The sequence below is a fragment of the Aquincola sp. J276 genome, from assembly GCF_024700035.1.
Taxonomy (GTDB): domain Bacteria; phylum Pseudomonadota; class Gammaproteobacteria; order Burkholderiales; family Burkholderiaceae_C; genus Aquincola; species Aquincola tertiaricarbonis.
The window spans coordinates 143,066-168,800 of sequence record NZ_JAJONC010000002.1; the positions used below are offsets into that span (position 1 = coordinate 143,066).

Sequence of the window (25,735 nt, forward strand, 5' to 3'; positions counted from 1 at the left end):
GCCTCGTGGATGCCGTGGGGATGTCAGGCGCGGGCGATGCGCGGGTCCAGCAGCGTCTGCAGCACATCCACCAGCAGGTTGAGGACGACGAAGAACAGCGCCAGCACCAGGATGGTTCCCTGCAGCAGCGGCAGGTCGCGCTGGAAGATGGCCGAGTTGAGCAGGAAGCCGGTGCCCGGCCAGGAGAACACCGTCTCGATCAGGATGGAGCCGCCCAGCAGGTAGCCCAGCTGCAGGCCCATCACCGCCAGCGCGGTGGGCGCCGCGTTCTTCACCACGTGCAGGAAGATGCCCAGGTGCGTCAGCCCCTTGGCCCGCAGGCCGACGATGAACTCCTGGTCCAGCAGCTCGGACACCAGCGCCCGCACCGTGCGCGCGATGATGCCCATCGGGATGACCGACATGGTGAGGGCCGGCAGCAGCATGTACTGCACATGCGCCCAGTCCCAGGCCCATTCGTCGGAGCCGCCGGGCCCGGCGCCGGTGGCCGGCAGCCACATCAGCTGCGACGAGAACACGATGACCATCACCATGCCCAGCCAGTAGTGCGGCACGCTCACGCCCAGCACCGACAGCATGGAGGCCGCGCGGTCCACCCAGGAGCGGCGGAAGTAGCCGGCCACGAAGCCGAACAGGCAACCCAGCACGAAGCCGATGATCGTGGCCACCACCGCCAGGCGCAGCGTGTTCACCACCGCCTTCAGCACCTCCCCCGACGACCGGCCGGCTGGTGGCGATGGACATGCCCAGGTCGCCGTGCAGCGCCCGCCACACCCAGGCCAGGAACTGCTCGGGGTAGCTGCGGTTGAAGCCGTACAGCTCGCGCAGCTGCGCCTGCAGCTCGGCCGATGCATCGGGCGGCAGGATGGACACCAGCGGATCGCCCGGCGCCAGGTGCACCAGCGCGAAGCACACCAGCGCCACGCCCAGCATGATGGGCAGCGCCACCAGCACGCGCCGCACGAGGTAGGCCAGCATCGCGGCCTCAGTCCATCGTCATGGTGGCGATGTCGATGAACCAGCTCCGCGGCTGCACCACGTTCTTCACCTTGGCCGACATGGCGCGCGGGCCCACGTCGTGCGCGATCCAGACGAAGGGCGCGTCCTCCACGATGTGGGCATGCAGCCGCGCCAGCGCCGCATCGCGCGCCTTGTCGTCGAAGGCGGTGCGGGCATCGGCCACCAGCTTGTCCACCTCGGCATTGCCGTAGTAGCCCCAGTTGTTGGACACCGGCGGGAAGGTCTTGGTGCTGACGAAGCGCACCATCGCGAAGAACGGGTCCATCGCCGCGAAGCTCACGTTGACCGCATTGGCGCCGTTGGCCGACGGGTCCTTGGCGCCCTTGCGCCAGTTGGTGAACAGGGTGTTCCACTCGATGACGTCGAACTGCACGTCGAAGTGGCATTCCTTGAGCGACTGCTGCACGTATTCGTTCATCGGCAGCGGCTGCATCTGGCCCGAGCCCGAGGCCGAGATCTGCACCTTGACCTTCAGCGGCTTGGCGGCCGAATGGCCGGCCGCCGTCATCAGCGCCTGCGCGGCCTTGACGTCGGTCTTGATGTCGAACTTGGGATTGCCCCACCACGGATGGCCCGGCGGCACCGTGCCCTTGGGCTCGGCCATCATGCCGCCCAGCAGCTGCTTCAGGCCGCCGCGGTCCACGCACAGGTTGGCGGCCTGGCGCACCCGCTTGTCCAGCCAGGGCGAGCCTTCGGCAAAGGAGAGCTGCCACGGCCACACATGCGGCTGCGCATTGGAATAGATCTTGAAGCCGCGCTGCTGGATCTGCGGCATTGCGTCCGGCGAAGGCGCCTCGATCCAGTCGACCTGACCACCCAGCAGCGCCGCGGTGCGGGCATTGGCCTCGGGCATCGGGATCAGCACCACCTTGTCGATGCGCGGCGTGCGCTTGGCATCCCAGTAGGCCTTGTTGGCGGCCAGCTCCAGCCGCTCGCGGGCGACGAAGCGGGTGACCTTGAAGGGGCCCGAGCCCGAGGGATCGGCGGCGAAGGCCGTCCAGGCCGCCTTTGCCCGCTCGGCCGGATCGGTGGTGGCCGCGGGCACCGCCTTCAGCTTGGCCTCCCAGTGCGCAGGCGAGGCCATGAACAGGTTGGTCAGGTTGATCGGCAGGAAGGAGTCCGGCTCGCTGGTCAGCAGTTCCACCGTCAGGTCGTCGATCTTGCGGGCGCTCTTGAGCGTGGGCATGCGCGAGGCGGTGACGCCCACCTGGCTGGCATCGAAGTGCGGCGCCGCCTTGTCCAGCACCTTGTTCACGTTCCACACCACCGCGTCGGCATTCAGCGGCGAGCCGTCGTGGAACTTCACGCCCGGGCGCAGCTTGAACACCCATTTGGTCTTGTCGGCGGCATCCACCGCCCAGCTGGTGGCCAGGCCCGGCACCAGCACGCTGGGCGCGTCGGCCTTGGACAGGTCCCAGTGCGTCAGCGCGTCGTAGATGGGAATGCCGGTGAAGCGGTTGCCCTCGAAGCCCTGGTCGGGCTGGCCCAGCGTGCGCGGGATGTCGGCGGCCGTCATCGCGATGCGCAGCACCTTCTCCTGCGCCAGGGCGGCGCTGCTGCCAAGCAGCGACAGCGCGGCGGCAAGGGCGAGGTGGCGCAGGCGGCAGGGCTGCAACGGGTTCAGGCTCATCGGGTCACCATCCGGGTATTGAAGAAGGTTGCACATCAAGAGGCCGGCACCGTCATGCAAGCGCTGTGCCAAAAACCGGCGCAAACAGCCGCAAACGTATCGATTAACGATATGGTGCTATGTTTTGTCGATAGTGGTCTACTGGTTATCCATACTCTCATCCATTGCATGACGCCAAGCCGATGCGCACCGCCCCACAGCAGCCCACCCCCCTTCCCGACAGCCCGCGCATCGACGGCGCACGCCTGTGGCAATCGCTGATGGCGCTGGCCGCCATCGGCGCCACGCCCAAGGGCGGCGTGCGGCGCATCGCGCTCACCGACGAAGACCGCGCCGGCCGCGACCAGGTGGTGCGGTGGTTCCGCGACGCCGGCCTCGAGGTGCGCGTCGACGAGGTGGGCAACGTGTTCGGCCGCCGCGCCGGCACCGATCCCGCCGCTCGCGCGGTGGCCACCGGCAGCCACATCGACACCCAGCCTTCCGGCGGCAAGTTCGATGGCAACTTCGGCGTGCTGGCAGGCCTCGAAGTGGTGCGCACCCTGAACGATCACGGCCTGGCCACCCGTGCACCGATCGAGGTCGTGTTCTGGACCAACGAGGAAGGCACCCGCTTCACGCCGGTGATGATGGGCTCCGGCGCCTTCGCCGGCGTGTTCGAGGTGCCGCGCATCCATGCGGAGCGCGACGGCGCCGGGCTGTCGGTGGGCGACGAGCTGCGGCGCATCGGCTACCTGGGCCCGCAGCCCTGCGGCCAGGTGCCCGGCGGCATGTATGCCGCCTACCTGGAAGCCCACATCGAGCAGGGCCCGGTGCTGGAAGACCAGGGCCTGCCCATCGGCGTGGTGCGCGGCGCGCTGGGCCAGCAGTGGTACGACGTGACGGTGACCGGCATGGATGCCCATGCCGGCCCCACGCCGATGGCGCTGCGCCGCGATGCGCTGCTGGCCGCGGCGCGCATGGTGGAACTGGTCAACCGCATCGCGCTGCAGGAGGCGCCCGACGGCCGCGGCACCGTGGGCCACCTGCAGGTGCTGCCCAACTCACGCAACGTGGTGCCCGGCGAGGTGCGTTTCTCGGTGGACTTCCGCCACCTGGCGCAGGCCGGGCTGGACCGCATGGACCAGGCGATGCGTACCGGCTTCGCCGCGCTGGCCGAGGCCGCGGGCGTGCAGGTGGCGGTGCAGCAGGTGGTGAGCTTCGATCCCTGCGTGTTCGACGCGGCCTGCGTGGACGGCGTGCGGGCGGCGGCGCAGTCGCTCGGGCTGCCGCACATGGACATCGTCAGCGGCGCCGGCCACGACGCCGTCTACCTGGCCCGGGTGGCGCCCACGGCGATGATCTTCGTGCCCTGCAAGGACGGCATCAGCCACAACGAGATCGAGGATGCGCTGCCCGCGCACATCACCGCCGGCGGCGATGTGCTGCTGCGCACGATGCTGGCACTGGCGATGTGAGCGGGCCGCGGCGCCGCGCCCTCAGTGCGCCACCGCCAGCGAGATGGCGCGCGCGCATTCGATGACCATGGGCGCCAGCTTCTTCTGCGCCTCCTCCATCGTCCAGCGGCTGGTGGGCGGCGACACATGCACCGCGGCCACCGGCCGGCCGGTGCTGTCCACCACCGCGGCGCCCAGGCCCATGTCGCCCAGGAACAGCTCCTCGCAGTTGGTGGCGTAGCCCACCTTCCGGCACTGGGCGACGCGCTTCATGATGGCGTCCACGTCCACCAGGGTGGCCGGCGTGCGGCGCTCCCGGTGGCTGGCCTGCAGCAGCGCCCGGGCCTGCTCGGCCGGCAGCGCGCTGAGCCATGCGCGGCCCGAGCTGGTGCAGTACATCGGGATGCGCATGCCCACCGGCGTGAGCACCGGGATGAACTTGGGCGTGAGCAGCTGCGCCACGTACACCATCTCGGTGTCCACCGCCTCGGTCAGGCTGGCCGTCTCGCCGCTGGCATTCGCCAGCTGCGTCAGGTAGGGATGGGCGGCACGGATCAGCGGATGCGCGGACAGGTAGTTGAAGCCGATCTCGATGACCCTGGGCAGCAGCTGGAAGCGCCGCGTCTGCGGATGCTTGCCCACGTAGCCCAGCACCTGCAGCGTGTGCACCGTGCGCTGCACCGAGCCCTTGCTCATGCCGGTGAGCTCGGCCAGTTCCACCAGCGTCATGGTGCGGTGGGCGGCGTCGAAGGCCCGCAGCACCTGCAGGCCTTTTTCCAGGGAGACGTTGTAGAGCGCGTCGGCCACCGCCGGGGGCGGTTCGGGCGCGGCGGCGCGGGCGGTCTTGCGGGAGGGTGTCTTGCGGCTGGTGGCCATCGTGCCCGGCGGCGGAGGGGTATCGAAAGCCGAGTCTAGCGAATCGGCTATCGAACTCTGACCTGCCGCCGGGGCGCGCCGGCCCTAGCGCAGCACGCTGGAATCGGCCGCCTGCTGGATGCGCAGCTGCGCATCCCGCGGCAGCAGCAGCCGCTGGGCCACCAGCGCATCGGCCGCGCTGCGCACCGCCGCCACATAGCCGTCATGGCTGCCGTACAGCAATTCCAGCGAAGGCCGGCTGTCGCCGGCCGCCAGGCGGGCCGCCTCGGTGGCATGGAAGGGGATGAAGGCGCCGGTGAGGTTGGACAGGTCGACGATGCCCGGCGTGGCCACGTAGTTGAACTCGATGCTGGTGCCCAGCGGTGCCTGCGCCTCCACGCTCTTAATGCCGGCGCGCGTCAGGCCGGTGCCCGGGTCCACCTGCGGCACCAGGATCGCGTAGTCGCGGCCGGTGTAATAGGGCGGCAGCTGGGTGGCGATGCCCGATTCGTCCTGCGGGATGTACTGCGGGCCGAAGTCGTACAGCGCAAAGCCGTTGTAGCGGGCCAGGTAGTTGAAGTCGGGGATGGCCGTCTGCGTGCCGCCCACGGGCCAGGTCAGGCCCTTCATCACCGGGAACACCAGCTGGTCCGGCCGCACCAGGGTGCCGTCGGCCACCTTCGGCACCTGGCTGGCCGGCGGCTCGGTGCCGCGCACCACCCAGTCTTCCAGCGCCACGAAGAGGGCTCGGAAGGTGTCGGTGAAGTGCACCACCGTGCCGGCCGGGTACACGTTGCGGCTGGGTGCGTAGCTGATGCTGGCCACGCCGCCGTTGCCGCCGTGCTGGGTGCTGGCGTAGTAGTAGATGCGGGCGTTGGCCGGCTGCACCAGGTCGCGGAAGCCGTAGGCATCGGTGAGCACCGGCGAGCCCTGCAGCTGCCAGAACTCCGTGCCCGACAGGCCGAGGAAGAACTTGGGGCAGGTGCTGGTGGCCTCGCAGCGCTTCATCACGCCGCCCTGGCGGCCGCTGACGTCGTCCTGGTAGTCCGCGGCCAGGCCGCGCGGGGCCGTCTGGCCGAAGGCGGTGTGGTCGGTGCGCAGGCCGCCACCGCCGCCGGGCACGGCAAAGCGGGTGTTGATGTTGGTCTGGCGCGCCGCCACATGGGCGAACAGGCCGTCGAACACCTTGCCGCCGTCCAGCGCCTGGTTGAAGCCCAGGTGCAGGAAGGTCTTCATCGCATTGCCCGACTGCGAGGTGCCCTGGCCCAGCGTGTGGGTGATGCGGCCGGCCAGCGGATTGGGCGTGCCGGCCGAATCCGCCGCCTGCTTGCGGAAGAAGCTCACCGTGTCGCGCAGCGCGGCCAGGCCGACGCCCATCACCTTCGGGTCCTTGGCGACGTAGACCAGCTCGTACAGGTACTGCGGATCGAAGCCGCCCTTCAGGCAGATGCTGCTGGGGCTGGCGGTGCCGGGGAAGGGATTGGCCGCGGTGTCGCAGGTAGCGAACTTCCAGTCGGCAGGCGCCACCGGGATGCGCGGGTCGGTCTCGTTGCGCCGGCGGGTGAGCGAGTAGCCGGGCAGGGTGTTGTCCAGGCTGGCCGGCTCGTAGGGAATCATGGTGCCGTTGAACACGCCGCCGGGCAGGGCCATCGCAGGCACCGCGGCCGTGGGCACCAGCTCGCTGCGGTAAGGGCCGGTGATGCTGCTGCCGTCGGCATTCTTGGCCACCGGTACCGTGACCGTGAGGCGGGCCGGGTTGCTCTTGGGCACGTCGCCCTGCCAGGCCGAATACAGCATCACGTAGCCGCGCTCCAGGTACACCGCGTCGCTGGGCGTGGCCACGGGGTTGAGCATCGTCAGGATGTTGCCGCGGTTGGGCGCGTCGTAGCGCAGCACGCCGCTGGCCTTGCTCATGTCCTTGGGCTTGAGCATCACGAAGTCGGCGCTGTACTCCACCATGCCGTTGGCATTGCGCGGTGCCAGCTGCAGGTCCTGGATCACCGCGTTCTTCGGGTCGGCGGGGTCCACCTCGCCGGCGATGGTGCCGGTGAGCTTCTCGTACGCACCCACGCTGCCGTAGGTGCCGGCGAAGTCCTCGGTGGCGCTGACCGTCATGCGCAGCTGCGGCGCCTTGGCGGGCGTGGGCGGCGGGTTGGCGCTGCCGTTGTCGTTGTCGTTGTCGCTGCCGCAGGCGGCCAGCAGCACGGCGGCCAGTACCAGGGCGAGCTTGTGATTGACTTGTCTAGACATGTCGTGTCTCCTCAACGGCAGGTGAAGTTGGCGGCGTCGTCGGTGCTGCCGCTACCGCTGTACACGGCGTGGGCAGGCCAGGCGCACAACGGCCGGGTGCGGGTGACGGCGCCATTGGCCACGCGGGAGGCGATCAGGCGCTGCGGTGCGGTGCCCTGTTCCACCCAGCGGTCGAGTGCCGACATCAGGTCGTGCTCGGCATCCATCACCGGCGGCGTGCCGCCGTTGCCGAACGAGGTGGCGCCCGGGCCGCCCGAGCAGTGGCCCATGCCCGGCACCATGAACAGCTTGAAGAAGCGGTCCACCTCGGCCTGCGAGCCCTGCGCGGCGCGCACCGCCTCGTAGTAGGCGATGGTGTCGGTGGCCACCACCACCGGGTCGATCCAGCCCTGGTAGGTGATGAGCTTGGCGCCCGCGGCCTTGAAGGCCGACAGGTCGGTGGAGGTCTGGTCCACCCGGCTGCCCACCTTGGCCAGCGCGAAGGCGTAGTCGCGGTCGAAGTCGAACTGCCACCAGTTCCACGACGGGTCCTCGAAGGCCCACAGCCGCCAGTAGTCGGTGCGCACCGGCTCTGCGCCGCCCCAGTAGCCGGGCCAGCCGCTTTCGCTGCTGACCACCTGGCCGGGATAGATCTGCGCCCCGGTGCGCGGGTTCTTCGGGCCTGCGTAGATCTTGCGGGCGGCCTCCACCTGCGGCGCGGTCAGGCAGGTGGCGGCGTCGGCGCCGGTGCACTGCAGCGAGCCGACGTCGAAGCGGGCGCTGGTGCATTGCCGAGGATCGGTGATCACGCCGTCGGCCACGCCGTCGAGGGTGTCGCAGGCGGCCACCGCGGCGGTGGTGATCAGCGCGGCCTTGGCCGGCGTCAGCAGCAGCGCCGGATCGGCTTCGCTGGTGCGGTTGGACAGGTAGCGCCACAGGAACTCGGCATTCAGCGCGGTGCGGTTGTTGCCCGGCGCACCGGCGATCACGCCGTCGAAGTCGGTGGGGTAGCGCTGCACCTGGGCATAGGCCTGGTGGCCGCCGGTGGAGCAGCCGTAGTAGTAGGCACGCTTGGCCGGCTGGCCCTGCAGCGTGGCCACCAGCTGCTTGGCCGGCACGGTGATGGCGTGGATGGAGCGGCTGCCCCAGTCGGTGATCTTCTCCGGGTGGCCCAGGCCCCAGTCCATCGCATTGGGGTCGCCCTGGTGGCCGGTGTCGCCACCGATCACGGCATAACCCTGGGCCATCGCATAGGCCATGTCGCGGTGGCTGAGCGCGGGGCTGTAGCCGCCGTTGCCGGTGGTCACCAGCTTGCCGTTCCAGGCCGCGCCGGTGGGCACCCAGGCCTCGAAGTTGATGAGGGAGTCGCTGGTGGGCGTGGCCTGGCCCTTGACCAGGCAGAAGGCCGGCAGGCCCTCCAGCACGGTGCGGGTGCCGGGCGGCGTGTAGCTGCCGGCGGGCACCGGCGTGGCCGAGGTGATGGTGGCGTTGTCGAGCTTCAGCGCGGCGAAGGAAGCGGCCTCGCAGGCCAGCGGCGTGGGCGCCGGCGGCGGTGCGGTCGCGCCGTCGTCGTCACCGTCGCCGCCGCAGGCGGTGAGCGCGACGGCGCCGAGCGTGCAGAGCGCGAACAGCGCGCCGAGCTTGGGTTGGGGGCGGGTCATGTCTTGTCTCCTGGCTGTGTTCGGGCATGGCGCGGCCCGGCCCGCCGTTCTGCGCGGCGGTGCGGGGTCGGGCTGTCGGGGGATGGAAGCGGTGCGGCCGGTTACTCGGCTTCGATGCCGGCGGCCTTGATGACCTTGCCCCATTTCTGGGTCTCGGCCGCCTGGAACCTGGCCAGCTCGTCGGGCGTGGTGGTCCAGGGTTCGGAGCCGGCGGTGTCGAAGAAGGTCTTGGCGGCGGGGCCCTTGACGGCGGTCTGCAGCAGCTCGTTCAGCCGCGCCACCACCGGCGCCGGCGTGCCGGCCGGCACATAGGCCGCGAACCAGTAGCCCATGTCGTAGCCCTTGACGCCGGCCTCGTCGATGGTGGGCACGTCGGGCAGCTGCACGCTGCGCTTCTGCGTGGAATAGCCCAGCGCCCGCAGCTTGCCGGCCTTGACCTGCGGCACGCCGGTGGAGGTGTCGGTGATCATCAGGTCGATCTGGCCGCCCAGCAGGTCGGTGATGCCCAGCGGGTTGCTCTTGTAGGGCACGTGCAGGATGTCCACGCCGGCCAGCTGCTTGAGCATCTCGCCGGCCATGCGGCTGGAGGAGCTGCCGCTGCCGAAGGTGAGCTTGCCCGGCGACTGCTTGGCCGCCGCCACCACATCGGCCACGCTCTTGTACGGCGAGTTCACGTTGACCACCATCACCTGCCCGCCCTTGCCCAGGCCGGTGACGGGCATGAAGTCCTTCACCGGGTCGTAGGGCATCTTCTTGTACAGGTGCTCGTTGGCCGCATGCGTGGTGTTGGTGGTGATCAGCACCGTGTAGCCGTCGGCCGCGCTGCGCGCCACCTGCTGCGCCGCCGGCATGCCGCTGGCGCCGGCCTTGTTCTCCACCACCACCGTCTGCTTCGTCTGCTCGGTGACCGAGTTGCCCAGTGCCCGGGCCAGCTGGTCGGTGGCGCTGCCGGCGGCGAACGGCACCACGAAGGTGATGGGCTTCTCGGGGTACTTGCCCTGGGCCCAGGCGGCGGGCGCCAGGCTGGCGGCCAGCAGCAGGGCCATCGTGTGGCGGCGGGTGGCGGGGTACTTCATGTCGTCTCCTGTGGGATGTGATGTCGGTCTGGTTCGGAAGGGCCCTGGCCGTGGCCGCGCAACAGCGGCGCCAGGTGGGCGGGCAGCTGCAGCGGCAGCTCCAGCAGCAGGAAGGACAGGGCCTTGCCATGGCTGTCCAGGTTCAGTGCATCGTTGACGCCGCCGTCCAGCACGTCGTCCAGCACGAAGTTCATCGCCTGCAGCGCGGGCAGCAGGTGGCGCTGCACCCGGCTGGGCCGGCGGTGCGCGAAGCGCTGGGCCACCACCGCCTCGGTGATCTGCTCGACGATGGGTGCGAACAGGTCTTCATGCCAGGCGATCACGCTGATGTTGGAGCGGTTGCCCTTGTCGCCGGTGCGGCCGTGCGCGGCACGCCAGAGCGGCACGGTGATGAGGGTCTCGTTCATGCCGCGCCCTCCGCCGCCAGCATCTCGAAGCGCGCAGGCACCAGCGCGCGCGGCATCAGGCACGACACCGTGCCCAGCGTGGGCCGCAGCGTGGTGCGCACGCCGCCGCCGCCGGCGGGGCCGCAGGTGTACAGCGCCAGCACCTCGCGCGCCAGCCGCTCGGCGCCGGCCTTGCTGGCGTGGCGCAGTGCCACGCGCAGCCGCACGTCGGTGGCGCCGCGGTCGGGCGTGTCGGCCAGCCAGCGGCCTGCGTCATCGGCGAACACGCTGGCCACGCCGATCAGGTCGGCCCGCAGCGGGCCCAGGCCGGCCAGCCGCTCGCGCAGCACCTGCGCGGCCAGCCGGGCGCGAGCCTCGGCCCGCGGGCCGGCATAGGAGATCTCGCCTTCGGCCAGCCAGCCCGACTCGAAGCACACGTTGACCTTCAGCGTGTCGGTGCGCGCATGGCCGCGCACGCCTTCCAGCCGCACAAGGTCGGGCGCCAGCTGCCGCACGCGGGCCTGGCTGAGGTCGGCCACCACGTCGGGCGTGAGGTAGGCGGCGGGATCGTGCACCTCGTACAGCAGCTGTTCCTTCACCGTGTGCTCGTTCACCAGGCCGCCGGTGCCGGCGGGCTTGCCGATGCTGCAGTGGCCGTCGGCATCGATCTCGGCGATGGGATAGCCCAGCGTGGCCAGGCCGGGCACGTCCTTCACGCCGGGGTCGGCAAAGTAGCCGCCGGTGACCTGCGCGCCGCATTCCAGCAGGTGGCCGGCCATGGTGGCACGGGCCAGGCGGTCCCAGTCGTCCGGCGCCCAGCCGAAATGGGCCAGCGCCGGGCCCACCACCAGGGAAGGATCGGCCACGCGGCCGCACACCACGACCTGCGCGCCGGCCTTCAGCGCCTGGGCGATGGCCTCGGCGCCCAGGTAGGCATTGGCACTGACCAGCGGGCGCTCGGCCAGCAGCTGGCGGTCGGCTTCGGACAGGCATTCCAGCAGCGCCGGCCGCTGCGCGGGCCCGGAGACGTCGTCGCCGCTGACCACCGCGATGCGCGGCGCCGGCAGGCCCAGCTCGGCGGCCAGCGCCTGGATGCGGCGCGCCGCGCCCATCGGATGGGCTGCGCCGAAGTTGCTGACGATGCGGATGCCGTGGGCCAGGCAGTCGGCCAGCACCGGGCGCAGCAGGTCGTCCAGCAGCGGCTCGTAGCCGGCCTCGGGGTTCTGCCGGCGCGCGAGCTGGGCCAGCGCCAGGGTGCGCTCGGCCAGCGTCTCGAAGATCAGCACGGCCGGCCCGCCGGCAGCGATCAGCGCCTGCACCACGGGTGCGGCGGCATCGGTGCGGTCACCCGAGAAGCCTGCGGCACCACCGATGCGCAAGGGTTGCGGAACCATGTGTCTCCTCTTGTTGCCGGCGAATGTAGGGCGGCGCGATTGATAAGAGAATTCGAGAATTCGGATCACTTGATCGGAAACACAGATGAATGTCTCCACCCGCCAGCTTCGCGCCTTCCTGGCGCTGGCCGCGCAGCGCAACTTCACCCGCGCGGCCGCGCAGAGCCACCTGTCGCAGCCGGCGTTCAGCGCGCTGATCCGGCAGCTGGAGGAGTCGCTGGGCCTGCGGCTGTTCGACCGCAGCACCCGCTCGGTGGAGCTGACGGCCGAGGGCCGGGAGTTCGAGGCCTCGGCCCGGCGGGTGCTGGAGGAGTTCGAGCATGCGGTGGCCGGCATGCAGGACCATGCGGCGCGGCGGCGCGGCCGCGTGTCCATCGCGCTGCTGCCATCGTTGGCGGCGGGCTGGCTGCCGCAGGTGCTGGCGCAGTTCCAGGCGCAGCATCCCGGCATCGAGCTGCGGGTGGCCGACGTGCTGTCCGAGCCCTGCATCGAGCGGGTGCGCCGCGGCGAGGCCGACTTCGCCCTGGCCGCTACGCGGGCCGAGACGCCCGAGCTGCAGGCCGAGCCCTTCTGCAGCGACGACTTCCACCTGGTGTGCCCCGAGGACCATGCGCTGGCCCGTGCCCGCGAGGTGCGGCCGCGCGACGTGGCGGCCTGGCCCTTCATCCACCTCTCGCGCACCTCCAGCGTGCGGCAGTACCTGGATGCCGCCACCCATCCGCAGGCCATGCAGTCGGTGATGGAGGTGGACCAGCTGGCCACGGTGATGGGCATGGTGCGCGCCGGCATCGGCATCAGCGTGGTGCCGCGGCTCACGCTGTTCCATTTCCAGGCGCCCGGCATCGTCACCCGTCGGCTGGCCTGGCCCGGGCTGCAGCGCCACATCTACCTGGTGCGACCGCGCGACCGCAGCCTGTCGGTGGCAGCGCAGGCGCTGTGCAGCGCGATGCTGGCGCAGCGGCCGCAGGGCATCCAGCGCGCGGCGCGCGGCCGGCGCAGCGCGGCGGCCTGAGGCGTGCGGCCGCCGCCGTCAGCGGATGCGCAGCTCGAACTCGGCGGCCAGCCCGCGGTAGCGGGCCATGCTCTGCGCGATGAACTCGTCCAGCTCCGGCCCGCTGCGCCAGAACGGATAGAGGCCGACGGCCTGCAGCTGCCGCGCATGCTCGGGCGAGCGCTGCGCGCGCTCCAGCAGCTGCTGCCATTGGCGGAAGGCCTCGGGCGGCACGTCGCGGCCCATGTACAGGCCGCGGGCGGTGGCCCATTGCAGGTCGAAACCCTGCTCCAGCGCGGTGGGCACCCGCGCCAGCGGGCCGGGCAGGCGCTGCGGCGCCAGCACCGCCAGCACCCGCACGCCGGCGCTGCGCTTCAGGTGCTGGGCCACCTCGGCGGCATCGCCGGTGAACACCTGCACATGGCCGCCTTCCAGCGCGGACAGCGCATCGCCGCCGCCCTCGAAGGCCACGAAGCGGATGATGCGGTGGCTGACGCCCGCGGCCCGCGCCAGCATCGCGGCCTTCACCCAGTCCTGGCTGCCGATGGTGCCGCCGGCGCCGATCACCACGCCCGAGGGCCGGGCCTTCAGCGCGGCCACCAGCTCGCCCAGGTTCCGGTAGGGCGAGTCGCGCGCCACCGCGATCACGCCGTAGTCGGTGGCCACCGCGGCCAGCCAGCGTACGTCGCGCTCGGTGTGCGCGCCGAACTTGCCCTGGGCCAGGTTGAGCAGCGAGCCCGCCGAGAAGGCGACCACCGCGTTGCCGTCGGCCGGCCGGCGGTTGACCGCCGCCTCGAAGGCCACCGCGCCGATGCCGCCGGGCAGGTAGCTCAGCCGCATCGGCGGCGCGCCGGCGGGCCGCGGCGTGCTCTGCAGCATGGCCTGCACCAGCTGGCAGGTGAGGTCGAAGCCGCCGCCCGCCTTGGCCGGCACCACGCATTCGGGCCGGTCGTCGGGGCCGGCTGCCGCGGCGGGGCCGGCAAGGGCGAGGGCGATGCACAGCCCGCGAGAGAGGGCGCCCCTGGCGCCGGTGGCCCACGCGCGCCGCCTCATGCCGATGCCCCGTCCGCCGGCAACCCGGCGCTTGGCCACCACAGCCGCGCCAGCAGGCCGGGACCGTCCCCGGCCGGCTCCAGCACCAGCGTGCCGCCATGGCGCTCGGCGATGTTGCGGGCGATGGCCAGGCCCAGGCCGGCGCCGTTGCTGCCGCGGCCCTTGACGAAGCGCTGGCCGATGCGCGGCTGCACCGCCGCATCCAGGCCCGGGCCTTCGTCGCGCACCCACAGGCTGCAGCCGAAGCCGTCGGCGGCGGCGCCCAGGGTCACCTTGCCCTGCGCCGGGCTGTGCACGATGGCGTTGTGTACCAGGTTGCCGAAGGCCTCGCCCAGCAGCGTGGCGTCGCCGCGGGCCTGCGCCGGCGTGCCGGCGGCCGGCGGCTCCACGCCGAAGTCCAGCGAGCGGGCGCGGGCCTGGGGCAGCAGCTTCAGCGCCACCGTGCGCAGGAAGTCGCCCAGGTCGAAGGCGGCGGGCTGCAGCGCCACCGTGTCCGACCGCGCCATGGCCAGCAGCTGGTGGGTGCTGCGCACCGCGTCGTCCAGCTGCTGCGACAGCGCCTGCAGCGTGTGCCGCCACTGCTGCGGATCGGTCTCGCGCAGGCCGTAGTCGATCTGCGCGCGCAGCGTGGCCAGCGGCGTGCGCAGCTGGTGCGAGGCATCGTCAAGGAAGGCGCGCTCGCGCTGCAGCACCGCCTGCGTGCGGGCCATCTGCCGGTTTACCGCCTCGACCAGCGGCTGCACGTCGGCCGGCAGGCCGCGGCTTTCCAGCGGCCGCAGGTCGGCATCGCTGCGGCCGGCCACCTGCGCCGCCAGCACCGACAGCGGCCGCATCGCCCAGGCCATCAGCCCGGCCAGGCCCAGGCCCACCAGCGCGATCAGCGAGCCGTCGCGTAGCGTGGCCCGCCACATGAAGCTGCGGATGAACTCGCGCCGGTTGGCCAGGTTCTCGGCCACCTGGATCACCAGCTCGCGCACGCCGGTGCTGCTCAGCGGCTGCTCCAGCAGCCGCACGTAGGTGCCCACGCGCACCGCGTCGCCCAGGTAGGTGGCGTCGTAGAACACCGGCGTGCCGATGGCCGGCAGGGCCGGCGGCTTGGGCAGGTCGGGGCTGCCGATCTCCACCAGGCCGTCGGCGGTGGCCACGCGGAAGTACACGTCGCCGCGGGCGGTGAGCTGGAAGAACTCGAACAGCCGGTAGGGCAGCTCCACCGACAGCCCACCCGAGGCGGTGGACACGTTGAGGTCCAGCGAGCGGATGGCGCCCAGCAGCGAACGGTCGTAGGCCGCATTGGCCGCCTCCAGCGCATCGGCGCGGGTGAGCGACAGCTCCACCGCGATGATGCCCGCCAGCCCCGGCAGCAGCAGCGCCAGCACCGTGGCCTTAAGCGTCAGGCGCCGGGTCTTCTTCCAGTACATAGCCCAGGCCCCGGTAGGTGGCGATGCGCACGCCGCTGTGCTCCAGCCGCTTGCGCAGCCGGTGCACCAGCACCTCCACCGCGGAGGGCAGCACGCTGTCGTCGTCGGTGAACACGCGGTCGAGGAGCTGCTGGCGGGTCAGCGGCTCGCCGCTGCGCTGCAGCAGGCTGCGCAGCAGCGCCTGCTCGCGCGGCGACAGCAGCAGCGGCTGGCCGGCCAGCGACAGCTGCCGGGTGACGGTGTCGAACACCAGCGGCCCGCAGGCCAGCCGCGGATGCTCCACGCCGCGGGCGCGGCGGATCAGCGCGGTCAGCCGCGCTTCCAGCTCGGCCAGGGCGAAGGGCTTGGCCAGGAAGTCGTCCGCGCCCTCGTTGAGCAGGCTCACCCGCTCGGCCAGCGAATCGCGGGCGGTGAGGATCAGCACCGGCAGCCGCTGGTCGCTGGCGCGCAGCTGCTGCAGCACCTGGTGGCCGCTGCGCCCCGGCAGGCCCAGGTCCAGCACCAGCGCGTCGTAGTCCTGCGATTGCAGCGCCCGCAGCGCCAGGCCGCCGTGGTCCACCCAGTCGACACGGAAGCCCGACTGGCCCAGGGCCTTGGCCAGCCACTGGGCCAGCGTGTGTTCGTCTTCGGCAAGCAGGATGCGCATGGCGGCGCCGATTCTCTGCCAAGCGCCCGGCGATGAAAGTGGTTTGAAAGGTGGCCGCAGGCACCATGGGCGCTTCAACCCCAAGAACCTGGAGACAAGCCCATGCGCAACCCTCACATCACCCGCCGCAGCGCGCTGCTGGGCGCCGCCGGCCTGGGCCTGGGCGCGGCCTGGCCGCTGCGCAGCCAGGCGCAGGCCTGGCCGGCCAAGTCCATCCGCTTCGTGGTGCCGTTTGCGCCCGGCGGCAGCTCCGAGATCGTGGCGCGCGCCGCGGCGGCCGAGATGACCAAGCTGCTGGGCCAGAGCGTGTACGTGGACAACAAGCCCGGCGGCGCCGGCAACGTGGCGATGCAGGAAGTGGCGCGGGCCGAGGACCAGCACACCATCATCCTCGGCCACATCGGCACGCTGGCGGTCAACCCGTTCATCTTCGACAAGCTGCCCTACGACGCCAACAAGGACTTCCGCCCGGTGAGCCTGCTGGCCAAGGTGCCCAGCCTGTACCTGGTGAACAACGACGTGCCGGCACGCAACCTGAAGGAGTTCGTGGCGCTGGCCAAGGCCAAGCCCGGCCAACTGAACTACGGCTCGGCGGGCAACGGCAGCGCCGGCCACCTGGCCTTCGAGTACCTGAAGATGGCCACCGGCACCTTCATCACCCACGTGCCCTACCGCGGCACCGGTCCGCAGCTCACCGACCTGCTGGCCGGCCGGCTGGACGCCGCCTCGGTGGGCGCACCGGCGGTGATGCAGTTCATCAAGACCGGCAAGCTGCGCTGCATTGCGACCGGCACGCCGCAGCGCATCCCGCAGCTGCCCGACGTGCCCACGGTGGCGGAGCAGGGCTTCCCCGGCTTCGAGATGACGCAGTGGTACGGCCTGCTGGCCCCGGCCAGCCTGTCGCAGGGCGCGCTGGACACCCTGGCCGCGGCCGCCGCCAAGGCCATCACTTCGGCCACCGCGGTGGATCACCTCACCAAGGAAGCCGCCATCGCCGTGGGCAGCACGCCGGCCGAGTTCGCACGCTTCATCGGCGTGGAGCAGCAGCGCTGGAAGCCGGTGCTGGCGCGGGCAAAGGTGAAGCCGGACAACTGACCCGACTGCGCCTTGAGCAAGCCTTCAGTTGAAGTCCAGCACCGAATGCCTGCGCCGCCCCACGCTCACCTCGCCGTGGCGGCGTACCAGCTCCACCGGCGTGTCGTGGCCCAGGAACAGCAGCGGGCTGGCGGTCAGGCCGTAGGCGCCTGACTGGCCCACGCCGATCAGGTCGCCCGGCTGCGGCGTGGGCAGGGTGGCATCCACGCCCAGCAGGTCGGTGGGATTGCAGGACGGGCCGGCCACCTGGCAGGCCGTCGGCTCGGCCTCGGGCCGGCTGAGGTTGAACAGCGGGAAGTTGCCCCGCAGCGCCGCACCGAAGGTGCCGGCCGCGGCCAGCTGGTGGTTCAGGCCGCCGTCGCACACCACGTAGGCCTTGCCGCGCGAGGCCTTGGTGTCCACCACGCGGGTGACGTACACGCCGGCCTCGGCCGTGAGGTAGCGGCCCAGCTCGAACAGCAGCGTGCCCATGGGAAAGCGCTGCCGCCAGGCCTGGAAGTCGGGCTGCAGCATCGCGCCGGCCGCGGCCAGGTCCAGCAGCTTGCGCTCGGCGGACTGCCCCAGGCCGAAGCCACCGCCCAGGTTGAGCAACCGGCTCACCAGGCCGTGGCGGTCAGCCAGCTGCCCGGCGATGCGCAAGGTGTCGCGCGTGGTCTCGGCCACGACCGCGGCATCGAAGCACTGGCTGCCCACGTAGGCATGCAGGCCCTGGAACTGCAGGACCGGGCCGTGGGCCTGCAGGCGGGCCACGGCCTCGTCCAGCGCGGCCTCGTCGATGCCGAACTGCACCGGCCGGCCGCCCATCTTCACGCCGTAGCCGCGGTTGGGCGCGATGGGGTTCACCCGCAGCAGCACCCGGGCCGGGCGGTCCAGCCTGCGCGCCAGGGCGGCGCAGCGGTCCAGCTCGGCCAGCGATTCGCAGCTGATGCCGCCCACGCCGGCGGCGATGGCGTCCTGCAGTTCCTCGTCGGTCTTGCCGGGGCCGGCAAAGCTCATCGCCGCCGGATCATGGCCGGCCAGCCGGGCCTGCGCCAGTTCGCCGCCGGAGGAGATGTCCAGCCCGTCCACCACGCCGGCCAGCGCCCGCAGCAGGCCCAGGTTCGGGTTGGCCTTGACCGCGTAATACACCTGCGCCAGGCCGCCGAAGGCCTCGCGCACCGCCTGCACCCGCTGGGCCACCACGTCGGCATCCAGCAGGTACAGCGGCGTGCCGTGCGCTTCGGCCAGCGCCTGCCATTGCGCGGGCGGCGTGGCCGTCCAGTCCACCGCGGGCAGCAGGGCGGCGGTCATGGGTGCACCTCTTCGGTGGCGGTGATGCCGGCCACCCAGATCTCGTAGCGGCTGTCCACCTGCACCCGCGGCGCGGGCGTGCCGGGGCGCTGCAGCAGCGCCAGCAGCCGGGCCACCACCGGCGGCTCCATCAGCTGGCCGGCGCCGCCGGTCAGCAGCACCTGGGCCACCGCGTCCAGCTGGCCGGTGGGCAGTCCCGGGCCGTGGCCGCGGGCGAAGCGGTCCAGCGCCAGGAACAGGCAGCCATGCGCCAGCAGCGCCGGCGTGGGTTCGGCCTCGCCCTCGCGCAGCGCCGCATACAGGCCGCGCACGTCGCTGCCGTGGCAGGCCACCAGGAATTCATACAGCTGCGGATGGCTGCGCAGCTGCTGCAGCAAGGTGTCGCGCGAGGCCACGATGCCCAGGTCGGCGAACACATAACGCGCCACCGACACGCCGCTGGCCGGCCGGGCCGGGCTGTCCTCGGCCACCAGCTCCACGGTGTAGTGCAGGTCGGTGGTGGCGCCGCCCACGTCCAGCGCCAGGCAGTTGCCCACCACCGGCAGGCCGGTCTGGCCCAGCACTGCGCGCAGGAAGCCGCGGCTGGCCACCTCCGGCGTGGGCCGGATGCGGTGGGCGATGGAAGGTGGCAGCTCGCTCACGCCTTCCTTGAACACCAGGTCGGCCAGGTACGCGCGGCGCACGCACTCGAACACGCTGCCCACGCGGTTGCTCAGGCTGTCGCCCTGCGGGTTGGCTATCACCAGCGCCTGCGGATGGCGCTGTCGGAAGGCTTCGGCAAGGTGGCGGTTGCCCGCATACACCAGCGCGCCGTGCGGATAGCGGCCGATGTCGAAGCCGGCCAGCCGCTGGGCCATCGGCCCGGCGTCCTCGCAGTCGATGCCGCCGCCCACCAGCAGCAGGTCGACCCGGCGCAGGTCGCCGCGGGCCTCGTCGAAGGCATGCACGTATTCGGGGTTGGCGCCGGCCAGCAGCACCTGGTTGCGCAGCGCTGCACCGCTGAACAGCGGGCTCAGGCACACGATGCCCACGCGCAGGCCGCCGTTGGCGGAGGAGCAGGCCAGCACCGGCTGCTGGTCGGGGTCGATGCCGTGCTCGGCCAGCAGCGCCATCACCTGGCGGCGGATGCCGGCCTGGAAGTCGCGCGGATAGAAGCGCTGCTCGGCCAGGCCGCCGGCGTCGTCCAGCCAGGCCAGCTTGACGACGGTGGAGCCGATGTCCAGCGCGATGCGCGCGGGTGGCAGGCGGGCGTGGTCGTTGAACATGGGGCTGCTCACACCATCATCGAGATGTCGGCCAGCATGCGCCGGTAGGTCTTCTCGCCGTTGTCGGGCCGGGCATCGATGGCGCGCCGCTCGGCTGCGATGGCCTGCGGGGGCAGCGGCAGCGCACCGGGGTCGGCGATGCGGATGGACTGCTGCGCATCGCGCATCGTCACCAGCTTGTTGGCATTGTCGGCATGCGGCGAGAAGGGCAGGTCGATCCAGCCCATCTGGAAGGCGCGGTACACGCTCTCCCAGAACATGTCGCCGGACAGGCCGTAGATGGCCTGCAGCAGGCTGCGCACCTCGCTCTCGATCAGCGCGGCCTCGGCATCGATCTGCGGCGAGGCGGTGCCGCCCGGCAGCGCGAAGGTGCGCAGCACGTAGCGCACCGCATCCACCGCCTGCGCATTCACCTCGGGCCGCGGCACGCCGAAAGCCTCGTCCACCGTCTTGACCACGATCTTGTCGGCATCGATGGCGCCGGCCACCACGGCCGAGCCGGCGATCAGCGCGGCCGCCCGCTCGCGCTGCATCGGGAACTGGCCCATCCACTGGTGGTAGACCAGACGCAGCTGCACGTCGGCGAAGCCGTGCTCGTCCAGCGCCTCGCGGGCCAGCGCCCGCAGCACGCGCGCGGTGGCCACGTCCTGCACGAAGGAGCCGGTCTGGCCGAAGCTCACGGCGAAGGACATCACGCCCTGCTCGGCCGCCAGCAGCGCTTCGGCGATCTGCACCGTGATGGCGATGACCGGCGGCACCAGCGTGGCGCTCAGCGGGCCGAAGCTCTCGCGATGCACCGGCCGGCCGGGCGTGGAGTACAGCGCGCACACCCGGTCCACGTACTGCCAGTGCAGCAGCGCCCGGTCCAGCGGAAAGCCTTCGGAATAGGGCAGGCAGTAGCACAGCCCGCCGCCTTCGATCTCCACGATGCCCGAGGCGATGGCCAGCTCCACCAGCAGCCGCGCATCGGGCGTGCCGTGGCGCAGGCTCACCGGCTTGTCCAGCCCTTCGTACAGCTGCCGCGTGAGCTCATGGCCATGGCACACCAGCGGGTAGCCGTTGAGCAGGCTGCGGCCTTCCTCCTCGCTGCGGCGCAGCAGCTGCATCGCGGTGTCGTACTGGTTGTGGCGGGTGCAGCTGTCGATGGTCAGCGGGATGAAGTCGGCACCGGCGTCGCTGAGCGCGCGGGTGAGCATCAGCTGCTCGTCGAAGGTGGGCACGCCGCCGCGCGGCTGGATCAGCGGCAGCGGGCCGCGGCTGCCGTACACCGTGCTGGGAAAGCGCTGCGCCGGCAGGCCGGCCAGGTGGCGCGCCACCTCGGCCGTGTCCAGCCCGCGCGCCAGCGGATGGGCCAGCACCTGCGCACGCTGGCTGTCGATGTGGGGCAGGCGGGCATCAATGCTGGGTCGGGCCATGCTGCAGGTCCTCGAACAGGTCGTTGATGGCCGCGCCGATGTCGGGCCGCTGGTGGTACACGCGGTCGAAGCCGTAGCCCTTGAACAAGGCCACCACCTCGGCCTCCGGCCGGTTGCCCACCACCACGTTGCCGCCCACGTACAGAAGCACCCGGCCCAGGCCCAGGCGCTGCAGCTGCTCGCGCAGGCCGGCGCACCAGTACTCGCCTTCGCCGTTGAGCGAGCTGACGAAGATGGCGTCGGCATTCACCTCCAGCGCGGCCTGGCAGAAGTGCTCGGGCCGGTTGCGGGTGCGCAGGTTGAACACCTGGCAGCCCGATTCTTCCAGCGCCAGCTGCATGATGCGGTTGCCCACGATGTGGATGTCGTCGCCGATGACGCCGATGACGATGCGGGGTGGCTGCTGCGGCATGGCTTGCAGGCCTTTCAGGCGGCCGGCGGCGTGGCGGCCAGCCGTTCCAGCGCGGCCTGCTTGATGGCCTTGCGGTCCAGCTTGCCGGCATTGCCCAGGATGGGAAAGCCGTCGAAGTGCAGCAGCAGCGCCGGCACCATGTGGCTGGGCAGGCCGCCCTTGAGGAACTGGCGGAACACCGCCTCCGGCAGCGGCTTGCCGCTGACGGTGGTGTAGGCGCAGGCCACGTCCTCGCCCACGCTGATGTTGGGCACCGCGAAGGCCACCGCCTCCACCACCTCGGGATGGCGCACCACCTCGATCTCCACCTCGGTGGGGCTGACGCGGAAGCCCTTGGTCTTGATCATGTCGTCGGCGCGGGCGACGAAGTAGATGAAGTCGTTCTCGTCCCGGTACACCCGGTCGCCGGAGAACACCAGCGTCTCGCCGGGAAAACGCGGATGTGTCCTGAAGGTCTTGGCGGTGTTCTCCGGGTCGTTCCAGTAGCCCTTGGTGACGGTGGCGCCGCGCTGCACCAGCTCGCCCACCACATGCGGCGGGCATTCGTCGCCGTTCTCGTCCAGCACCATCACCTGGCAGTCGGGGATGCTGCGGCCCACCGACTGTGGATGGCTGGCCAGCTTGTCCGGCGGCAGGTAGGTGGCGCGGAAGGCCTCGGTGAGGCCGAACATCGAATAGACCTGCGCCTGCGGGAAGGCGCCGCGCAGGTCGGAGATCATGTCGTCGGACAGCCGCCCGCCGGTGGAGCACACGTAGCGCAGGGCGGAGAAGTCGAAGGCCGAGGTGTTCACCTTGAGCCGGCGGTCGAACATCTTGGTGATGAACACCGGCATCACCGGCAGCGCGGTGATGCGCTCCTTGGCCATCATCGCGAACAGGTCGTTGGGCAGGGCCAGCTCATGCAGCACCAGGGTGCAGCCCTGGCGGATGGTCTGCCAGATCTGGTTCATGCCGTAGTCGAAGTTGAACGACAGCATGCAGCCGATGCGGTCGTCCTCCCGCGTGCCCAGGTACTCGGCCACGATGTCCGCGCCCTCGGCCAGGTTGCGGTGCGAGATGAGGATGCCCTTGGGCCGGCCGGTGGAGCCCGACGAATAGATGATGGCCGCGTTGTCGTTGCCGATGCGGTCGAAGATGTTGCGCGGCTGGGTGAAGCGGCGCAGGTAGGGCAGGTTGGGCCAGTCGTTGCTCACCTCGCCATGGCCGGTGATCAGCCGCGTGATGCCGGCGAAGTCGCTTACCTCGCCCAGCCGGTCCGCATCGGTCACCATCGCGGCCATGCCCGAGTTCTCGATGATGTGGCGGATGTTGGGCGCCTTCAGCCGCGGCAGGATGGGCACCACCACCGCATTCGCATGCAGCACGCCCAGGATGGCCAGCACCTGGTCGATGGTCTTTTCCATGCAGATGCCCACGCGGTCGCCGGGCTGCAGGCCCATCTCGCGCAGGCACAGCGCGGTGGCCTGGGCCTGCGCCTGCAGCTCGCCGAAGGTGATGGAACGCTCGCGCGAGACGATGGCCACCTTGTCGGGCAGGCGCTGCGCGGTCTGGGCCAGGTAGCGGGGAATGGAAGCGGGCATGGCGGAACTTCAGGCGGTGGCGGTGCGGCGCTTGATCAGCGCCACCAGGCTGGACAGGCGGGCCAGGTTGTCGCGCACCAGGTCCTCGCCCTCGAACTCGACGCCGAACTGTTCCTGCGCATGCATGGCCAGCGAGACGATGTTGAAGCTGTCCAGCACGCCGGCCTGCAGCAGGTCCTCGTCGGGGTCGATGGGGCCGGTGTAGCCGGTTTCCTCGCGGATCCAGGCGATCAGGGTGTCGATGTCAGTCATGGGGCGGCTCGCGTTTCAGGGAAGGCGGGGCGGGCACGGCGCTGCTGGCGGGCGCGGCCTGCTGCAGCACCTGCGGCTGGAGGTGCAGCGGCACGCGGCCGGTGGTGGTCACGGCCAGCCACGGGCGCACGGTGGCCACCATCAACTCCACCGGTCCGGCATGCAGGAACACGGCACGGCCCACGCGCTTCCAGCCCAGGTGCGCATGCGCCTTGCGGGAGGCCAGGTTGAAGCGGGTGAGGCGGCTGAAGGTGTAGCGGATGCCCTGCGCATGCAGGTACTGGTTGGCGCCGTGCCACACCGCCATGAAGCCGATGCCCATGCGGTGGGCCGGCATCACGTAGAGGTCGAAGTCAAAGATGGAGGCGGCTGCCGGCTGCAGGTGGTAGGTGCAGCGCACCTCGTCCTCCTTGTAGCGGGCGGCGCAGAACCACAGGTAGCCGATCAGCTCGCCACGGCGCCACACGCCCAGGCAGCGGGCACCCTGGGCGAAGCGTGCGGCCTTGATGTCCTCGCGCGCCGGCATCAGCGCCAGCGCCGGGTGGCCGGGGCCGATCTCGTCGAACTGCAGGTCGCGCACGAGCTTGGGGCCCAGCAGCGCCCGGCCGGTGATGGGCTGCACCATCAGCTCGTACACGTACAGCCCCAGCCGGGGCGACAGGCCGCGCAGCAGGCGGTCGATGAGGTAGAGGCTGCCGGCCAGCCAGCCGAATTCACGGAAGGGGGATGACAGCCGCCCCCACAACGACGAGGGCGGTGCGCCTGCGCCGCTCACGCCGGTGCGCGTGCAGATGGGGTGGCGGTGCGGACGGCGCGGGGCCGGTGGAATGGGTGCGGTACTTCGACTGCCACTTGCGTACTCCCTGCCTGGCTGCCCATGTCTTTGTGCAGGCAAGAATAGCGCAACGCAAGCAGCGAACTTAGGGGTGAAGACCCGGTACCCGCCGCATCAGGTGCCCAGGGCGTCGAGCAGGCTGTCGCTGATCTGGGCCGCCTCGTCGAAGCGCACCACGCGGTTGCGGCCGCTGCGCTTGGCCGAGTACAGCGCCACGTCGGCGGCATGGGTGGCGGCGGCCGCGTCGCGGAAGGCCTCGGCCCGCGTCGCCAGGCCCACGCTCACCGTCACCGTGCCCACCGCGGCGATGGGATGGGCCTGCACCGCGGCCCGCAGCTTCTCCGCGGCCAGCAGGCCGCCGGCGGCATCGGTATCGGGCAGCAGCACGATGAATTCCTCGCCGCCGGTGCGGGCCACGAAGTCGGTGGTGCGCAGGGTGCGCTGCAGCACCTGCGCCACCTCGGCCAGCACGGTGTCGCCCGCCGCATGGCCGTGCTGGTCGTTCACCCGCTTGAAGTGGTCGATGTCCAGCACCAGCAGCGCCAGCGGCAGCTGGCTGCGGCGGTGGCGCGCCACCTCGGACTGCAGCCGCTCGTCGGCGGCGCGGCGGTTGGGCAGGCCGGTGAGGGCGTCGCGCCGGGCCAGCAGCGTCAGCTCGGCATTGGCGTCGGCCAGCGCCTGGGTGCGCTCGGCCACGCGGGCTTCCAGCGTCTCGTTGGCCGTGCGCAACGAGCGTTCGCGCGTGGCCAGCGTGGCCATCATGGTGGTGAGCGCGGCATTCAGGCTGCGCACCTCGCTGGCGCCGCTGGGCGCCGGCAGCTGCACGTCGGTCTCGCCCGCGCCGATGCGGCGCGCGGCCGCATGCAGCGCGGTGAGCGGCCGGCTCAGGTTGCCGGCCATCCACCAGGCCAGCACCGCGGCCAGCAGCGACAGGCCCAGCCCCGACCACCACACCACCCGCTGCGCCGCATAGGCCGGGCGCAGCGCCTCGCTGGCGGGCTGGCGCACCACCACCTTCCAGCCCAGCCGGTTGGGCCCGGCATTGGCTTCCACCGGGGTGACGGCGGTCAGGTAGTCGGTGCCGTCAGGCCATTCCAGCAGCGCCGGCGCATGGGCCGCCCGGTCCAGCTGCGGCACGGTGTCGTCGGACGGCGCATCCAGCGGCAGCAGGATGGCATTGCCGGTGGCGTCGACGATGTACACCCGCACGCCGTGCTGGCGTGCGTCGTTGCTGCGCAGCAGGGCGATGATCTCGCGGCCCCAGTCCCAGTTCACATGGGCGCCGATGACCGCCACCACGCGGCCGTTGCCGTCGGTCAGCGGCGCGGCGAAGTCGATGAAGCGCGGCGGCGCGCCATCGGCCGCCGGCGGCAGCATGGCGGCCAGCAGCTTGGCCTTGTGCACGTCACCGGTGTAGGGCGCCTGCAGGCCGTGGCGGAACCACGGCCGCTCGGCCACGCTCTGGCCCACCAGCATGTGGCGGGTGGCGGCCAGCACCTGGCCGTCGGTGCGGGCCATGCCGATCCAGCTGTAGTGGGCGCGGTTGGCGGCGATGCGGTCCAGGCTGCGGTCGTCGATGGTGCGCGGGCCAGCGGCATACGGATACAGGTCGCCTTCGGCCAGGCGGGCGATCTCGTCCAGCCGCTCGTCCAGGCCCTGGCCCATCAGGCTGGCGATGCCGCGCCCCAGGTTGTGCAGCGCCCGGCCCTGCTCGGCTGCCAGCTGCCGCGACATGCTGGCACCCACCATCCAGGACAGGCTGCCCATGCTGCCGAGCAGCAGCAGGGCCATCAGCACGG

General features: G+C 71.4%; 21 protein-coding genes and 1 pseudogene. 3 read left to right on the top strand and 19 right to left on the bottom strand.

The window, feature by feature from the left end; genetic code table 11:
* Nucleotides 1–23: 23 nt before the first annotated feature.
* A pseudogene (locus tag LRS14_RS18550) lies at nt 24–978 on the bottom strand (ABC transporter permease).
* A 7-nt stretch (nt 979–985) separates the two neighbouring features.
* Nucleotides 986–2,650, bottom strand: a complete 1,665-nt coding sequence (locus LRS14_RS18555) for an ABC transporter substrate-binding protein (protein ID WP_257800599.1) — start codon at nt 2,648–2,650, stop codon at nt 986–988.
* Nucleotides 2,651–2,832: 182 nt separating this feature from the next.
* Between LRS14_RS18555 and LRS14_RS18560 the strand changes: the two genes are divergently transcribed.
* The gene (locus LRS14_RS18560) at nt 2,833–4,104 is read left to right on the top strand and encodes a Zn-dependent hydrolase (protein ID WP_257800600.1); all 1,272 of its coding nucleotides are present in this window, start codon (nt 2,833–2,835) and stop codon (nt 4,102–4,104) included.
* Nucleotides 4,105–4,125: 21 nt separating this feature from the next.
* Here LRS14_RS18560 and LRS14_RS18565 read toward each other — a convergent pair whose 3' ends face one another.
* The 6 genes from LRS14_RS18565 to LRS14_RS18590 form a co-directional block, all read right to left on the bottom strand.
* On the bottom strand, nt 4,126–4,959 hold the full coding sequence (locus tag LRS14_RS18565; protein ID WP_083440416.1) for an IclR family transcriptional regulator: 834 nt from the start codon (nt 4,957–4,959) through the stop codon (nt 4,126–4,128).
* Nucleotides 4,960–5,043: 84 nt separating this feature from the next.
* On the bottom strand, nt 5,044–7,188 hold the full coding sequence (locus LRS14_RS18570; protein WP_257800601.1) for an alpha/beta hydrolase domain-containing protein: 2,145 nt from the start codon (nt 7,186–7,188) through the stop codon (nt 5,044–5,046).
* A gap of 11 nt (nt 7,189–7,199) precedes the next feature.
* On the bottom strand, nt 7,200–8,828 hold the full coding sequence (locus LRS14_RS18575) for a tannase/feruloyl esterase family alpha/beta hydrolase (RefSeq protein WP_257800602.1): 1,629 nt from the start codon (nt 8,826–8,828) through the stop codon (nt 7,200–7,202).
* 101 nt (nt 8,829–8,929) lie between these two features.
* Entirely contained in the window at nt 8,930–9,904 is a 975-nt protein-coding gene (locus LRS14_RS18580) for a Bug family tripartite tricarboxylate transporter substrate binding protein (protein ID WP_404977589.1), read from the bottom strand.
* Complete coding sequence (locus tag LRS14_RS18585; RefSeq protein WP_046112074.1) at nt 9,901–10,311, bottom strand: hypothetical protein; 411 nt, start codon at nt 10,309–10,311, stop codon at nt 9,901–9,903. Before LRS14_RS18585 ends, LRS14_RS18580 begins: the two co-directional genes overlap by 4 nt.
* Nucleotides 10,308–11,684, bottom strand: coding sequence for an acyclic terpene utilization AtuA family protein (locus tag LRS14_RS18590; protein ID WP_046112073.1), 1,377 nt, complete (start codon nt 11,682–11,684; stop codon nt 10,308–10,310). The genes LRS14_RS18585 and LRS14_RS18590 overlap by 4 nt, the downstream gene beginning before the upstream one ends.
* Nucleotides 11,685–11,769: 85 nt before the next feature.
* Between LRS14_RS18590 and LRS14_RS18595 the strand changes: the two genes are divergently transcribed.
* On the top strand, nt 11,770–12,696 hold the full coding sequence (locus LRS14_RS18595; RefSeq protein ID WP_046112072.1) for a LysR family transcriptional regulator: 927 nt from the start codon (nt 11,770–11,772) through the stop codon (nt 12,694–12,696).
* An 18-nt stretch (nt 12,697–12,714) separates the two neighbouring features.
* Here LRS14_RS18595 and LRS14_RS18600 read toward each other — a convergent pair whose 3' ends face one another.
* The 3 genes from LRS14_RS18600 to LRS14_RS18610 are packed head-to-tail and all read right to left on the bottom strand — an operon-like array spanning nt 12,715 to nt 15,792.
* Nucleotides 12,715–13,728 carry a tripartite tricarboxylate transporter substrate binding protein gene (locus LRS14_RS18600; RefSeq protein WP_257800603.1) on the bottom strand — a complete coding sequence of 338 codons (1,014 nt, stop codon included), beginning with the start codon at nt 13,726–13,728 and terminating at the stop codon, nt 12,715–12,717.
* Nucleotides 13,725–15,146: a sensor histidine kinase gene (locus LRS14_RS18605; protein WP_257800604.1), complete on the bottom strand. Its 1,422-nt coding sequence runs from the start codon at nt 15,144–15,146 to the stop codon at nt 13,725–13,727. The genes LRS14_RS18600 and LRS14_RS18605 overlap by 4 nt, the downstream gene beginning before the upstream one ends.
* Nucleotides 15,112–15,792, bottom strand: coding sequence for a response regulator (locus tag LRS14_RS18610; RefSeq protein WP_046112174.1), 681 nt, complete (start codon nt 15,790–15,792; stop codon nt 15,112–15,114). The genes LRS14_RS18605 and LRS14_RS18610 overlap by 35 nt, the downstream gene beginning before the upstream one ends.
* 102 nt (nt 15,793–15,894) lie before the next feature.
* Between LRS14_RS18610 and LRS14_RS18615 the strand changes: the two genes are divergently transcribed.
* Nucleotides 15,895–16,887: a tripartite tricarboxylate transporter substrate binding protein gene (locus tag LRS14_RS18615; RefSeq protein WP_257800605.1), complete on the top strand. Its 993-nt coding sequence runs from the start codon at nt 15,895–15,897 to the stop codon at nt 16,885–16,887.
* A gap of 24 nt (nt 16,888–16,911) precedes the next feature.
* Here the strand turns inward: LRS14_RS18615 and LRS14_RS18620 are convergent, their stop codons facing one another.
* From LRS14_RS18620 to LRS14_RS18655, 8 genes are all read right to left on the bottom strand, one after another.
* Nucleotides 16,912–18,177: an alanine racemase gene (locus LRS14_RS18620; protein ID WP_257800606.1), complete on the bottom strand. Its 1,266-nt coding sequence runs from the start codon at nt 18,175–18,177 to the stop codon at nt 16,912–16,914.
* Nucleotides 18,174–19,442 (bottom strand): glutamate mutase L, encoded by a 1,269-nt coding sequence (locus tag LRS14_RS18625; RefSeq protein WP_046112066.1) that lies wholly within the window; start codon nt 19,440–19,442, stop codon nt 18,174–18,176. Before LRS14_RS18625 ends, LRS14_RS18620 begins: the two co-directional genes overlap by 4 nt.
* Nucleotides 19,443–19,450: 8 nt before the next feature.
* Nucleotides 19,451–20,857, bottom strand: a complete 1,407-nt coding sequence (locus tag LRS14_RS18630) for a methylaspartate mutase subunit E (RefSeq protein ID WP_257800607.1) — start codon at nt 20,855–20,857, stop codon at nt 19,451–19,453.
* On the bottom strand, nt 20,838–21,269 hold the full coding sequence (gene glmS, locus LRS14_RS18635; protein ID WP_046112064.1) for a methylaspartate mutase subunit S: 432 nt from the start codon (nt 21,267–21,269) through the stop codon (nt 20,838–20,840). Before glmS ends, LRS14_RS18630 begins: the two co-directional genes overlap by 20 nt.
* Before the next feature lie 14 nt (nt 21,270–21,283).
* Nucleotides 21,284–22,849, bottom strand: a complete 1,566-nt coding sequence (locus tag LRS14_RS18640) for an AMP-binding protein (protein WP_257800608.1) — start codon at nt 22,847–22,849, stop codon at nt 21,284–21,286.
* 9 nt (nt 22,850–22,858) lie between these two features.
* Nucleotides 22,859–23,101 (bottom strand): acyl carrier protein, encoded by a 243-nt coding sequence (locus LRS14_RS18645; RefSeq protein WP_046112062.1) that lies wholly within the window; start codon nt 23,099–23,101, stop codon nt 22,859–22,861.
* Nucleotides 23,094–23,876 (bottom strand): GNAT family N-acetyltransferase, encoded by a 783-nt coding sequence (locus LRS14_RS18650; RefSeq protein ID WP_257800609.1) that lies wholly within the window; start codon nt 23,874–23,876, stop codon nt 23,094–23,096. Before LRS14_RS18650 ends, LRS14_RS18645 begins: the two co-directional genes overlap by 8 nt.
* Nucleotides 23,877–24,050: 174 nt before the next feature.
* Complete coding sequence (locus tag LRS14_RS18655) at nt 24,051–25,727, bottom strand: diguanylate cyclase (RefSeq protein ID WP_257802168.1); 1,677 nt, start codon at nt 25,725–25,727, stop codon at nt 24,051–24,053.
* Between the last annotated feature and the right edge of the window lie 8 nt (nt 25,728–25,735).